This is a genomic window from Paenibacillus hexagrammi (assembly GCF_021513275.1).
Lineage (GTDB): Bacteria > Bacillota > Bacilli > Paenibacillales > NBRC-103111 > Paenibacillus_E > Paenibacillus_E hexagrammi.
This window is the reverse complement of the sequence record NZ_CP090978.1, coordinates 2708282-2721738: the sequence shown is the minus strand read 5'-3', so window position 1 is coordinate 2721738 and position 13457 is coordinate 2708282. Positions and strand designations below refer to the sequence as shown.

General features: G+C 43.8%; 12 protein-coding genes and 2 pseudogenes. 8 read left to right on the top strand and 6 right to left on the bottom strand.

The annotated features are described in order from the left end of the window. Positions 1-91 precede the first annotated feature (91 nt). From L0M14_RS12040 to L0M14_RS12030, 3 genes and pseudogenes are all read left to right on the top strand, one after another. Positions 92-319, top strand: a complete 228-nt coding sequence (locus L0M14_RS12040) for a FeoA family protein (RefSeq protein WP_235122306.1) — start codon at positions 92-94, stop codon at positions 317-319. Beyond that, a pseudogene (gene feoB / locus L0M14_RS12035) lies at positions 316-2318 on the top strand (ferrous iron transport protein B). The gene L0M14_RS12040 and the pseudogene feoB overlap by 4 nt, the downstream one beginning before the upstream one ends. 26 nt (positions 2319-2344) lie before the next feature. Further along, on the top strand, positions 2345-2524 hold the full coding sequence (locus L0M14_RS12030; RefSeq protein ID WP_235122305.1) for a FeoB-associated Cys-rich membrane protein: 180 nt from the start codon (positions 2345-2347) through the stop codon (positions 2522-2524). Positions 2525-2578: 54 nt separating this feature from the next. On the opposite strand, the gene L0M14_RS12025 is transcribed toward L0M14_RS12030, so the two are convergent. The 5 genes from L0M14_RS12025 to tnpA all read right to left on the bottom strand — a co-directional run bounded on the left by L0M14_RS12025 (position 2579) and on the right by tnpA (position 6044). Further along, positions 2579-3004 (bottom strand): VOC family protein, encoded by a 426-nt coding sequence (locus tag L0M14_RS12025; RefSeq protein WP_235122304.1) that lies wholly within the window; start codon positions 3002-3004, stop codon positions 2579-2581. A gap of 165 nt (positions 3005-3169) precedes the next feature. Beyond that, complete coding sequence (locus tag L0M14_RS12020) at positions 3170-3358, bottom strand: hypothetical protein (RefSeq protein WP_235122303.1); 189 nt, start codon at positions 3356-3358, stop codon at positions 3170-3172. A gap of 336 nt (positions 3359-3694) precedes the next feature. Next, positions 3695-5230, bottom strand: coding sequence for an IS66 family transposase (gene tnpC, locus L0M14_RS12015; RefSeq protein ID WP_235119386.1), 1536 nt, complete (start codon positions 5228-5230; stop codon positions 3695-3697). Between the two features lie 96 nt (positions 5231-5326). Further along, positions 5327-5626, bottom strand: a complete 300-nt coding sequence (gene tnpB / locus L0M14_RS12010; RefSeq protein ID WP_235119387.1) for an IS66 family insertion sequence element accessory protein TnpB — start codon at positions 5624-5626, stop codon at positions 5327-5329. Positions 5627-5672: 46 nt separating this feature from the next. Continuing rightward, entirely contained in the window at positions 5673-6044 is a 372-nt protein-coding gene (gene tnpA, locus L0M14_RS12005) for an IS66 family insertion sequence element accessory protein TnpA (protein WP_235119388.1), read from the bottom strand. 354 nt (positions 6045-6398) lie between these two features. Between tnpA and L0M14_RS12000 the strand changes: the two genes are divergently transcribed. Next, a complete protein-coding gene (locus L0M14_RS12000; protein ID WP_235122302.1) occupies positions 6399-6914 on the top strand; it encodes a hypothetical protein in 516 nt (171 codons plus the stop codon). A 700-nt stretch (positions 6915-7614) separates the two neighbouring features. Continuing rightward, positions 7615-8765 (top strand): annotated as a pseudogene (locus L0M14_RS11995) (IS3 family transposase). Here the strand turns inward: L0M14_RS11995 and L0M14_RS31005 are convergent. Continuing rightward, a complete protein-coding gene (locus tag L0M14_RS31005) occupies positions 8702-8833 on the bottom strand; it encodes a hypothetical protein (RefSeq protein ID WP_260115484.1) in 132 nt (43 codons plus the stop codon). The pseudogene L0M14_RS11995 and the gene L0M14_RS31005 sit on opposite strands and share 64 nt — an antisense overlap. Positions 8834-8991: 158 nt before the next feature. On the opposite strand from L0M14_RS31005, the gene L0M14_RS11990 reads away from it, so the two are divergent. The 3 genes from L0M14_RS11990 (at position 8992) to L0M14_RS11980 (ending at position 13339) form a co-directional block, all read left to right on the top strand. Continuing rightward, entirely contained in the window at positions 8992-9357 is a 366-nt protein-coding gene (locus L0M14_RS11990) for a hypothetical protein (protein WP_235122301.1), read from the top strand. 906 nt (positions 9358-10263) lie between these two features. After that, positions 10264-11430: a group II intron reverse transcriptase/maturase gene (ltrA, locus tag L0M14_RS11985; RefSeq protein ID WP_235118299.1), complete on the top strand. Its 1167-nt coding sequence runs from the start codon at positions 10264-10266 to the stop codon at positions 11428-11430. A gap of 394 nt (positions 11431-11824) precedes the next feature. Next, positions 11825-13339 (top strand): leucine-rich repeat domain-containing protein, encoded by a 1515-nt coding sequence (locus L0M14_RS11980; RefSeq protein ID WP_235122300.1) that lies wholly within the window; start codon positions 11825-11827, stop codon positions 13337-13339. Positions 13340-13457: the final 118 nt, after the last annotated feature.

Below are 13457 nucleotides of genomic sequence, written 5' to 3'. Positions count from 1 at the left end.
TGCGAATTTGTCATTGCGTTGTTTGGGCATATCACCTAAAATGAGATGAGATATTGATAATCATTATCAAAAATTAGGTGAACTCATTCTTATGAAATTAACAGATACATTAAAAGGCTCGAAAGTTAAAGTTATCGATCTCAGCACCATGAGTGATTTGGTGCGCCGCAGACTCAGCGATCTGGGGATTGTGGAAGGGACGACCGTTTGTTTATGCAAAGCTTTGCCTTTTGGAGGACCTTGTACGATTGAATCCAAAGGTCAATGTATTGCGATTCGTCGTAAAGAGGCTTTATGTATTCAGGTTGAAGCATTATGAAATCTATTGCGCTGATCGGAAATCCCAACACGGGAAAAACTTCTTTATTTAATGCTTTAACAAGCTCTTATGAATATGTTGGCAATTGGGCGGGTGTCACGGTTGAAAAGAAGGTAGGCACACTCTCTAATAAGAGAGGCGAGCTCGTTGATTTGCCAGGACTTTATTCCTTGAGTCCTTTATCGAAAGATGAAGGAGTAACAAGTCAATATTTACTTGATGAATCTCCCGATCTGCTGTTAAATGTTCTCGATGCTTCTCAATTGGAACGAAATCTTCATCTGACTTTACAGCTTATGGAGTATGGAAGTCCTGTTATTATTGCTCTCAATATGATGGACGTTGCAAAAGCTCGAGGATATGAGATTGATGTCAATAAGCTGGCCGGACAGCTGGGGGCAGTGATTGTTCCTGTCATTGCTAGGGCTGAGAAGGGCTGCGACGTTCTAATGCAATCCTTAGAGCAGTCTTCCGAAAACGCCGTGCCGGCAACCTTTGACTATGGTCCCATACTTGAACCGGCGATTGAACAATTCATAGAGAAGCTTCCTGCTGATATGCAGCATAAAAGGTGGCTTGCTCTGCAGTATATGGAGGGCAACCAGCCGGTTAGGGAATACCTATCGAGGTATTTGGACGCCAGATGGTGGGAGCAATTCTCTCAACAAATTGAATCTAGCATGAAACAAAGCAGCGGCTTGATGGAGATACGTTCGTATATTCGGCAGCAGCGTTCTGTGATGATTGAAACGATGCTAAAGCTATCTGTACAAGAGAAAAAAGCCAACCATGATTCCTTCTCAGAACGACTAGACCGTATAGTTACAAATAAGTTTTTGGGCATTCCTATCTTTCTATTGTTCATGTATGTTACGTTCAAGCTAACGTTTGATTGGGTGGGCACTCCGTTATCGGATCAATTGGATCTGCTGCTGAACGGCTATATGACGGATAAGGTCACTTGGCTGCTTGATCAGGCCGGTGCCGCTGATTTTATTAAAGCGGTCATTGTTAACGGTATTATTGCCGGCGTCGGCGGCGTACTCGTGTTTGTCCCACAGATTTTCATGCTCTTCCTCATTATCTCGTTTATTGAAGATTCCGGTTATATGGCCCGGATTGCCACGGTTATGGATAGGCTGATGGAGGGTGTCGGGCTGAACGGTAAAACGTTTATCCCGATGATTATTGGCTTTGGCTGTAACGTACCCGGCATTATGGCGGCTCGAACGATTGAACAGCCCAAGGAGAGGCTTCTTACCATTCTACTCACTCCCTTGATGTCCTGCTCGGCGCGGCTCTCGGTCTACAGCTTGTTTGTCGGCACTTTTTTTAAATCGAATCAAGCCATTATCGTGCTATCTTTATATGTTCTAGGTGTTGTAGTTGCTTTGATACTTGCAAAAATATTCTCAACTACACTGGCTAAAGGTGAAGAGTCTCTGTTCGTCGTCGAGCTCCCGCCTTATCGCGTACCCCAGTGGAAAACACTCATGCGCAGTACTTGGGAAAAAGGAAAAGGATTCGTGCGAAAAGCAGGTACGTTCATCTTCGGAGGATCGGTACTCATCTGGCTTCTCAGCTATTCGGGACCAAGTGGTTGGAATGTACCTATTGACCAAAGCTTTTTGCAGATGATCGGCAGCGCCATCTCTAGCTTGCTCATTCCGTTAGGTTTCGGCAACTGGCAGGCAGGCGCTTCGCTTCTGACCGGTTTCCTGGCGAAGGAAGTCGTCGTCACGACGATGAACATCATCTACGCAGCTCCGACTGAGGAAGGGCTTCAAGGATGATTGTTCAGTTCTTCACTCCTCTTCAAGCGTACAGCTTCATGGTATTCATTCTTCTGTACGTGCCGTGTCTGGCCACAGTTGGTGTCATTCGAAAAGAAACAAATTCGGCCAAATGGACCTGGTTCTCGGTCGTTTATGCGCTTGTCGTGGCCTATATCATTTCATTCATGATCTATCGGATTGGTTTACTACTGGGCATGCAATAACGTGTAAGAGGAGAGGAGGAACTGCTGTGATTTTTAATATTGTGATCGGATTCCTCATATTTGGTTACGCAGGATGGTCGTTAGTTCGATATGTTCGAAAGACCAAGCAAGGCAAATGTGCCGCTTGCTCCTTGAATCAATCCTGTTCATCTATATGTTCGGAATTCACGGCTTCCGATGCCAACAACCATAAAACGATTGCCTAACCCAAAAAAATCTCCAGCTCCGCAACATGTGCGAGAGGGAGATTTTTTTCTGTCCTATTGTCTTCCTTCTGTGAAGATTTGGAAGGTGATGCCGAACTTGTCCTTTACGATGCCGTAAGCTGGACTAAAAAACGTTTCCTGCAGCGGCATGTTGACTTCACCGTCTTGCTTCAAGGCTTCAAAGATATTCGTTGCTTGCTCTTTGTCGTTCGTGGATACACAGAGCGTAACTTGGTTTCCGATTGTGTGGGGTTGTCCCGGGAATGTATCGGAGAACATAACGTCTGTTTCGCCGATTCGAATCGTAGCGTGCGAGATGAGTTCTTTAGCTTCTTCAGGCAAAGGGAATTCCGGATTTGCCGGCATTTCGCCAAAAGCTTGGCTAAAAAGAAGCTGAGCGTCTAATGCCTTTTGATAAAATGCGATGGCCTCCCGTGCATTGCCGTTCATAACTAGGTAGGGGATGAGTTTTAGTGTCATGTGCCACGTCTCCTTCAATCGGTTAATTACCTACAATGTAATATGTCGATACGAATACGATTATATACATTATTTGGATGAATATAAAGTGTAGTCTTTGTTAATTGTAGAGGATGACAAAATGAAGGAGGCCTACTGATGGCCTCCTTTCTTCGTCTTGCTACATTAAATAGCAGCTACTCTGAGAATCCGAATCAAGAATAGCTTACGAAGTACAACAATCCCTCTGTGATTCATAAAACGGAGTACGATGAAGCTGCGGTGCCGAGAGACGACACGACCGTTGTATACAACGATCCTCCCATTGAATTGACGATACACAATTCCATAAACATGATTCAGCAGCAAAGTCATATAATCATCCCTTTCTTGAGGTGATGCCATAAGATATGCTGAGATATTCTATGAGTGAGGGCTGATCTCATAGATTTGTATAAAAGGGCGATCGAAGATTCGTTTAAATCGGTGAGCCGTAAATCTCGTAGGTGTGCCCACAACTATTCCTATCTGACTCATAAACTATCAAAAGAGCTTTCTCTCCCTAGAAACGAGGCGGACCGTATTATCCCGAAGTGGTTATGTCATTTAAGTTGCGAAAGCGAATCATGCCAAAATCGAAGGTAAGCGTCTAATAACCAGGTGTATTGCAAAAGAAAAACCCATGGTTCATGAAGATCCACAGGCTCTGCGTTATGTACAATGTTTTTGAACCTCCGTACTCCATGGAAGGCACGCATCAAGTAGCTCTGGTTGCTGGCGAAATGCAGCCGATGGTAATTGTTGCAACAGATAAACTAGATATTTGTACGGGTTCAATCCATTTGCCTTTGCGGTCTCTACGATGCTGTAGATCGCTGCACTTGCGGTTGCACCCCGTGGGCTGCCGCTGAACAACCAGTTTTTACGACCCACGGTAAAGGGACGAATGCTGTTTTCAGCTAAATTGTTCGAGATCACACAGTTCCCATCTTGTAAGTAATTCATCAACTCTTGCTTATGGTTATGCGCATACTTCAGTGCTTCGCCTAGCTTGGATTTAGGAAGAACTTTACCTTTGGCCGTTTCTACCCATGACCAAAAAGCATCGAGTACAGGTTTTTCCTGCACCAGACGTTGCTCCTTTCGATCTTCAGCAGTATGTGACTTAAACTGTGACTCCAGCTCGAAAAGCTTGTTGCAATAAGCGACTCCTCTACTTGCAAGCGACTCTGCAGACTGCTTCGCCTCTGGTGGCAACGCCTCAACAAACTTACGTCTAAGATGCGCCCAGCACAGGCAGGATGTTGTCCCTGTTAGATTCGCATAGCCCGAGTAGGCGTCGCTATGTAGATATCCCTTGAATCCTTTCAGGAACGCTTGCGGGTACTTCGCCCCTCGCCCTGGTTGGTATTCAAAGATTCGTATGGGATGCTCACTATGCTGCCCACTGCTGTAGATCCACATGTAAGAGTCAGTCGTGTTCTTCCGTCCCTTCTCATTCATCACCTGCAAGGGCGTTTCATCTGCATGAAGATATCGCTCTTTTACAAGCAGCCCATGCAGTCGATTCACGAGTGGTTTCAGCCAGTCTCTTGAGGCCGCAATCATCCAATTCGCCATAGTGGCTCTACTCAGATCAAGACCGATGCTCTTCCATTCCTTCTCCTGACGGTACAGGGGCATGCTGTTCACAAATTTCTGGTGCATGACCCATGCCACAGAGGAAGCGGAGGCCATCGAATGCTGGATGACCGGCGTAGGCGTCGCTGCCTTTTTCATTTGAGGTTTGTCCTCTTTACGGCATGTCCGGCACTCCAGGGTTTCTCTGTAGATAGCAATGGCTTGAACACGGGCAGGGATAAACTCCACCTCCGTGCGCACAAACTCTTCGCCCACCAAGACAAGCTCGCTATGACATACGTCACAACAACGGTCCTGAACCTGAAATAGTCGCTTTTCATGCGGAAGATCCTGAAGCAGCTCCGCTCGTTCACCTACCTGCTTCTTCCGCTGGTAGCTTTGGATCTGCTGGGTGGTCGGCTCTTGTGCAGTTCGTGAAGCTGCTGTCTCTGCCTCATCAAATAAAGACAGTTGCTCCACTCCTACGGGGAGGAGAGCTGTTTTCTCGGAGCTTTTGCCGTAAAGCTTCTGCGTTAGAAATTGCACGGTTTCTTGTAGCCGCTTATTCTCTTTTTCCAGGTCGCCGATGCGATGTTCCATTTTTTGTAGCTGTTCCGAGGGGCTCATGAGATACCGTTCCTTCACTGTCTTCTATGTCTACCATTATAACATAGAAGCAGGTATAAACCCAGATTTCGCAAAGGTTTTTGGCTCTGTTACGACTTAGATGGAAGGGGTAAAATCAAGCTTTTTGACCGCTTTCGGCTGATGGATGGATAGCCCCTCCAGCAACCACCGAAACTCCTGTGGCGTGATCGAGCGTACGGCCTCCGCATCCATGGGCCACTGGTATTGACCTGATTCCAGTCGCTTGTATAACAGGACGAAGCCATCACCTTCCCAGTACAAGGCTTTCATTCGATCGCGCTTGCGACCGCAGAACAAAAACAAATGATTCTGAAACGGGTTCAATTGTAGCTGATGCTGCACCACGAGAATAAGACCGTCAATAGATTTTCGCATATCCGTATAACCACAGGCAATATACAGTTGATCAGCCTTAGAAATGTCACCGAACATAATGCAGGATGCGAAGCGTCTGTTCGAGAAGTACGGTAGACGCATGCTGATGAATTTCGATCGTAACGGCATCCGTACGAAGGATGATCGCCGCTTGTTCATGACTTGCTTCGGAACGTGAGGCGTTCGTCCGCAAAGATGGAGGGACCGGCACTAGAGTTGGTTCATTCGGAGAGGAGAAAGCAGGAAGGGATTCACAAGCAGCTTCACGGATTTTCCGAAGCCAGTAATAATAGCTTTTCACACTGACCTCGTGCTCGGCACACCATCGAACCACAGTCTGACCACTGGAGCGGCAGTCACGAACAATCTCGGTCCACTGCTGAAGCCGATAGCGATTCCTCATTTCTAGAGTTTGCAATTGAACACACTCCCATTAGAGTTTTTCGAGTAGAGTCGAAAAACTCCAACGACTTACTCTAAGGGAATTGTCTCAAAATCTAGACTGACTTGGAATACACCTTCTTGTTAGACGCTTACAATCGAAGTACTGCTTGCGGACAATTCACGGAAGTTTCTTGTTTATCAAAAAGGCGGAAGAGTCAGCTGGAAAATAATGTTTTTAGACTGGAAAATTAAGTTGTAGACTATAAAAATAAAGATGTTGATTGAGAAAAAAAGCATTAGACTCACGCGGCAGCGTTAAGCTAACGGGCAGGATAGTTCCATGGTAGAATAAAATATGACTAATGGAAAACATTTCTTGGGGGACACAATGGATCGATGCTCAATAAATCAATTGTTTTTACAATTGCCAACATTAAGTGAGTGGAACCTATTGCTTTTAGGTCAAATAAAACAAATAGATGGTTATCAGGTTCTTCAAAAGCAATATCTTGAAATGGCATTAGGATACGCATTTCATCAAGGTAAAGCTTTCAGCGACAAAGTAATTCCTGTTTTAGAACTTCGAAAATGGGCTAGAAATTCACTACTGTGGACTCCATCATTAATTTATTGGCCTAGCGGTAAACCAATATTTGAACCAAATAGCAAAAGAGTAGACGATACTTATATACAAGTATATTTTCGCAAATTTCATTGCTTTGACTGTGAGTTAGACATTGATGCTTATGCAATCGAAAATGATGCTTATTTTGGAAAAAGTTATCTAGAGTTGAACACTGTTCTCAAATTAAATAATTTACCTAATGACAGCTGCCCTCGATGCAATGGGAATTTGCGTAGACCTGGTATAGTGGAAGTTGTTCAAGTATATGATACAGCGTAGTTTGAATGAATTCATCTGTGAAGCTATCGGTAGAACAATAGTTAAATTAAGTAGCGACCCAAATTAGGGGGACTTTTATGTACAGTGAAGAAGATTTGAAAAGAATTAAAAAGGTTAATAGTCGTCTATTTACCATTGTACTATTTGTTACCATTGTAACAATAATTGTTTTGATTGGAATAGCACTATATTATCTTAAAGCGTATCTAGATAGCTTTTGCAGTATTACAAATTGCTAGTTTCAACAGTTAAAAGCATGATATATTACGATCCTATCGTTGCGCTAACTGGGAACTTTAGTTCAATGTTAAGGGAGCAGTTTGCAACCGGCAGCAGCTCCCTTTTCGCGTTAAAGTAACGAACGGGGTAGGAAGTTGAAAGAGAAGCATAAAATGGATATTGGTATGTGTAACGAAGGGGGGGATTGACATAGAAGAAAGGAATTCAAAAGCAGATATCTCGGAGGATGTTCGCAGAAATTCCAATAACCACTTTCATTACCGGATAGGAAGGGCAATCGTTGGATACCCCAGTTTATGGGGAACATGTATATTGGTTATCGGTATAATTATGTACTTCCTATTCAGATAACGGCTTAAGCTATCGGGAGACAGCTGGCTAGGGAGGTTACTCCCAATATGTGGTACGATATATAATGCTACATAGAAACTAGACAGCGAAAAAGGAGTATCTTAGTTGTATGAGACCTACTAGAAGGAAGTTCACTCCCGAAGAAAAAGCGCGTCTAGTGCTGGAAATTTTGAAAGAAGAAAAGTCCGTATCGCAGCTCGCAGCTGAGCATGGCATCCATGCCAATGTTCTCACCAGGTGGAAGACGGAAGCGATCCAGAACCTCTCACAGTTGTTTGTAGACGACCGAAAAGGCATCACGAAAATGAAACAGGATTACGAACAGCAGATCAGCGAACTCTACGCCGAGGTTGGAAAGCTTTCCACACAATTGTCGTGGATCAAAAAAAAATCTGGCCTCTAATTGGCCGCGAGAAGAGCGGATCGCACTACTGGATTGGCATACCCCTGAACTAGCAATTTCTGTTCAAGCCGAGCTTCTCGGCCTTAACCGCAGTACTCTTTACTACAAGCCGGTGCCTCCATCCTTGGAGGAAATTCGCCTCAAACACCGGATCGACGAACTGTACACGGAGCATTCGTTTCTAGGCTACAGAAAAATTGCAGCCATTATGAATCGAGAAGGAGATTGCATTCACGAAAACACTGTCAGACGCTACATGCGAGAAATGGGGATCATGGCGATCTATCCTGGCCCTAATCTGAGCAAGCGCGATCTGCAGCATCGTATTTATCCGTACTTATTGCGTAAGCTGAACATTACTCGACCCGACCAGGTCTGGTCTGTTGACATCACCTACATCCGAATGAAACACGCTTGGATGTATCTGTACGCTATCATAGACTGGTGTTCCCGGTATATCATCGACTGGCAACTCGATCAATCCCTAGAGATCGAATTTGTACTGGAGACAACGAGACGAGCGCTAGCACGCCGTAAGCCGGAGATTATCAACAGCGATCAAGGCAGTCATTTTACGAGTCCCAAATACATCGACTTTATTGAAAGAGAACAACGTCAGGATCAGCATGGACGGTAAGGGTCGAGCAACTGACAACATTGTTATCGAGCGCTTCTGGCGAAGCCTGAAGTACAACGAGATCTACATCCACGATTACAATAGTCCGCGAGAAACACGACAGGGTGTTGAACGATATATTCACTTGCACAACTACTATCTACCGCATCAATCACTTCAAAACCACACGCCAGACTCTGTGTATACCCAAGCGGTTGTGCTCGAATCCACAAGTAAATAAACAAGGTCTCCCGCGCCTTCGCTTGGGCTGTGTCCTCCACCCATGGACATCTCTATGCGGGATTTCATATCATCCCTTTTTCCAGTTTTGATTTAAATTCAACCAGCCTTAGCTGCGCACTAGAATATGCCTTGTGCAATATTTCACACCTTAAAAATCTAAAAAAACTGTTTTGACATCTTGTAGCACCATAATATGATATATAAAATACTGTTTCTAAGGAGGGATGGATAAGGTGAAATATTGGGGATATTTTAGCATCTTTTCATCTTTAGGAACGATAGTGCTATGGCTAATCCTAAACTTCAATAACCCATATAATTCTGAATCACTAAGTAATGATGTTCTGTTAAGAACGGGAGCATTTCTTTTAGTCCCTGCTTTTGTTGTAGTAATAGGCACGATTATTAAAAAACGTTTCATCCTGTTCATCGCATTTTTTTGGTCATTACCTTTAAGTCTCTACTTAGCTATGACGCCTAGTATTTTTAAGTTGTTTTTAGCTACTTCATTTTGTTATCTTTTGGCGGGAATTCTAATGGGAAAGAGCAACGCGACGCTGACTAAATCCGGCAACAGTCGATTACGCTAACTGGGAACGATAGTTCAATGAACCGCTCAAATAAGAGCGGTTTTTCTGTGCGCCTCACAGTCGCACAATCTAAGTGGTTCAAATCCACTCGGTAACTTTACCCTTTAAAGTGCCGTAGCCGAAGCAGAAGTCCTAACTCCAGTAGGAGAAGGATTGGCAGGGTGTCTCTCGCGAGGGGGAATCCGAAGGGCCTGCAGGCAAAGTCCAGCCCGGAATGCGGTGAACCAGAGGTGGCGGAGATGTTGGATGACCCGCCGGAAAAACGGGGAAATCTATGCCATAGGCATATCTTGCAGGAAAGCGCGAAAGGGATATGACCTGCAAGGCTCATCTACGTGATTAGGGTCAGGATGGATGGAACAGAATGTGCAGATAACTGAGGGAAGTCTCGTAGTTTCCTCTGCGCAAACGCGTGTGAGGTAGGCAAGGTATAACCCTAAGGGGAAAGCCAAATCGATGAACTGCGAGATGGCGGATCGTTCCGTAGTAGCGAATAAGTCTGAGCCGATGAAAGCTGGTAACAGTCTAGAGGGGAAAACTCGGATGAGTATGCGCGTGGGGAAAAAAATATTCTTAGTCGCATAACCTGCTTCCACTTCAAAAGAGGGAAGACAGAGGCAAAGGGAACGTGCTTCGTCAAAGACTGTGAGTTCAAGTGAGTGGAGATCGTAAGCGCCTTAAACCAGAGAGGGTATGACCAAGAGGGTGCGTCCCGCCGAGAGCGAGATAGCGCTTGGGGATAGAGGCAAACTGGCGACCTGAGTACACCTCAGGCAACAGGAGCGATTGAAAAAAAAATTTTTTTCTAACACGCGGTTGCATGAGGTAGAACGAGTAAGGAATCGATCATCTGTAGCGCGAACAAGATCAGCTTGGTGAGTAGCAGGTAAAGGTGGTGAAACACCAATGAAACCGAAACGACGATACTACTCCCTGATCGACAAAATATATCAAATGGACAATCTGAATGAAGCCTGGCTGGCAGTAAAGAAGAATCAAGGAAGTGGCGGAATTGATGGGGTAAGCATTGGTATGTTCGAGAAGAACATAGGCATCAACCTAAAGGAAATCCAAAGGCTACTGCAACAAGATCGGTACAAACCCGACCCTGTCAGGCGACATTTCATCGAGAAGGAAAACGGGAAGTTAAGACCGTTAGGCATTCCCACAATCCGAGATCGCGTATGCCAGCAGGCTGTACGTCAAATCATCGAGCCGATCTTTGAGCAAGACTTCTACTACTACAGCTTTGGCTTCCGACCTGGATACTCTGCGCATCAAGCAATAAACACGATTCGACGAGCAAAGCGCGGCGGATACGACTATGTGGTAGACCTCGACATTATATCCTTTTTCGATGAAATTCCGCATGAACTGCTGATGGAAAAGGTTCGTGAACGAATAACCGACGGTAAAGTGCTGACGCTCATTCGCGGATGGCTCACCGCAGGAGTCATGGAAGATGATCAGTTCCATGAAACGTTAGTCGGGTCCCCACAAGGCGGGGTCATCAGTCCATTACTTGCGAATCTATATCTGAATCATTTCGACTGGAGTATGAAGGAGAAGGGGTTTGCTGTGGTCAGATATGCAGATGATGCAGTTATTCTTTGCAAAACAAAGGAGCGAGCAGAAGAAGCATACCAAACGGCAAAAACCATCTTAGAAGGGGAACTTCAGCTGAGAATGCATCCAGAGAAAACGAAAGTGGTGCAATTCGATGAAGGATTCCGTTTTCTAGGATTTGACTTCTGGAAAGAATATCTCATCTTGCCGGACGCAAAAGTGAAGAAGTACAAAGAGAAAGTCCACAAGATCACCCGAAGGCAGCAAGGTAACAACCTTAACGAAATGATGAAGAAGCTAAATGAAGTGTCACGCGGGTTTGGTAACTATTTTGGGATTGGGAACGTAAAGAAAAAGTTTCAACGCCTAGACGAATGGACACGCATGAGAGTGCGAGCTTTTATGCGGAAGAAGAAGTCTACGGTTTCAAACCGGCTTATTCCAAACAAAGTATTGGAAGAAGCAGGGATGGTATTTCTAACAAACTTACTCACCACACGTTTCTAATTCAGCAGTGAAATTTGCAATCCGGTGACGGGTGAAGACGACTCACTCCTGAAGATGGGGAACTGACGAAGGAAAGCCGTGTGCGGGAAATCCGCATGCACGGTTTGATGAGGAGTCCGGGGGAGTAATCCCCCGTCTTACTCTACTTTGGTTAAAAATCAACAACAAACGAAAACAGAGCCTTTCTTTTAAGTAAAGGTACACGCTATTGTAAAAAGACAGCAGGATAAGGCTCCGCGGCTGCGACCTCAACATGGTGTTTTTTTCATAGAGTTGTGATAAAGTAAGAGGTTAAACTAAGATTACAAAGAAATTATATTGCTTGAGAGTCTAACCTTATTTAATAGGAGTTTTAATAAGTATTTAAAATCTATATGTCCAGGAGTGATTACTTTTGAAACTTAGGATAAAGTCATTTGGAGTTTTTAGCATTTTAATACTGACTATATTGTTATTATCTACTACACATGCTTATGCCGAGGAGACCAAACTGCTTGAGGATCCCAATTTAGAGACAGCAGTGCGTGATGTATTACAGAAATATGATGGCGAGATAACAAAAGAGGATTTAGGTAAGCTTGAGACACTTTACCAAACGAGAAAAGGCCTGACTGTCTCTAGTTTGAAAGGTCTTGAATACGCTACAAATTTGTATAGCTTATATTTTGATCACAATAATATCAGTGATGTGTCTCCTATTGCCAATCTACCTAAGTTAACCAAAGTCGGACTTGGCTCAAACAAGTTAACGGATATTCGTTCGTTAGGAGCTCTCCCAAGTTTACTTTCGATTGGCTTAAACCACAACGAAATCGAAGATGTGACCGTCCTTGCAAATTCTCCAAATATTCAGCAGCTGAGCATCAATCATAATCAGATTAAGGATATTAGTAAGCTGAGTGGACTTACCAACCTGACTTTTCTCAATATTGAAGAGAACAAGATTACAGATATATCTGCTGTCGCCTCATTTCATAAATTAGAGACGCTGATGGCTGACGATAATCAAATTAAAGACCTTACACCACTTTCTGGTCTTTCTTTGTATTCCATCCAGCTTAATAACAATAAAGTCACAGATGTCACTCCTCTTTCGACGCTGAAGGAACTAGGAAATCTAAGAATTGCAGGTAACCAACTTCAAAATATCAGTCCGTTGGCAAAGTTGACTCAACTCACTTTACTTGAGATTGCACATAATCAAATTGAGGACATCTCGCCACTTAAAGGACTTAATAAAATCGCAGGCTTGTACATGGCGAAAAATCGAATTCATGATTTATCCCCTTTATCGGGGACAACTTTTAGTACCGTTGACTTAAGAGAGAATAATGTTAGTGACATCTCACCTCTTGTAGATATGAAGAAAATGCACAGCATTTTGTTGTCCAAAAATTCAATTACTGACATATCACCTTTATCGAAAATATCAAATCTTAAAATGGCAGATGTTTCTGCAAACCCATTAAATGATCATTCCCTAGATGTTATCGCACAAATGCATCTAAGTGGCATCGTAATCAAAAGTGGCTACATCTATTATGAAAACTGCAACTACGACTGTATACCTTTGTGGATTAACGGAAAGGAGCAAATAACAAATAACAGGATGTTTACCCAAGATGGAAGAATGATGATTGCATTGAGGGAAATCTTTGAATTGTTAGGTGCTACAGTTTCTTGGGATCCTGAAACCTATCAAATTACCGCAAGTAGAAGAGAAAGGAAGGTGTCCGTCCAAATTGACTCCAAATCTGCTGATGTAAACGGTACTTCTGTAACTCTAGATGTGGCACCTATGTTGGTTGACAATAGCACCTATGTTCCCTTAAGATTTGTCAGCGAAGCACTTGGAGCAAAGGTAGAATGGAACCAGATGGGCCAAAGCGTTTCAATTACAACAGATTAATTGTGGAGACTTTAATAAACAGTTGGTTATCGGTCATACCCTTCGTCATAGCTGTTATTTGGTGTATCAATCTATATTTGAATAACCAAATAAAACAGAAAAAAAGAGAGTGAACATT

Bases quoted from the DNA above. Each gene is read 5' to 3' on its own strand.
- L0M14_RS12040 (WP_235122306.1), top strand. From the start codon at position 92: ATGAAATTAACAGATACATTAAAAGGCTCGAAAGTTAAAGTTATCGAT.
- L0M14_RS12025 (WP_235122304.1), bottom strand. From the start codon at position 3,004: ATGACACTAAAACTCATCCCCTACCTAGTTATGAACGGCAATGCACGG.
- L0M14_RS12020 (WP_235122303.1), bottom strand. From the start codon at position 3,358: ATGACTTTGCTGCTGAATCATGTTTATGGAATTGTGTATCGTCAATTC.
- tnpC (WP_235119386.1), bottom strand. From the start codon at position 5,230: ATGAGCCCCTCGGAACAGCTACAAAAAATGGAACATCGCATCGGCGAC.
- tnpB (WP_235119387.1), bottom strand. From the start codon at position 5,626: ATGCGAAAATCTATTGACGGTCTTATTCTCGTGGTGCAGCATCAGCTA.
- L0M14_RS12000 (WP_235122302.1), top strand. From the start codon at position 6,399: ATGGATCGATGCTCAATAAATCAATTGTTTTTACAATTGCCAACATTA.
- L0M14_RS31005 (WP_260115484.1), bottom strand. From the start codon at position 8,833: ATGAAATCCCGCATAGAGATGTCCATGGGTGGAGGACACAGCCCAAGC.
- L0M14_RS11990 (WP_235122301.1), top strand. From the start codon at position 8,992: ATGGATAAGGTGAAATATTGGGGATATTTTAGCATCTTTTCATCTTTA.
- ltrA (WP_235118299.1), top strand. From the start codon at position 10,264: ATGAAACCGAAACGACGATACTACTCCCTGATCGACAAAATATATCAA.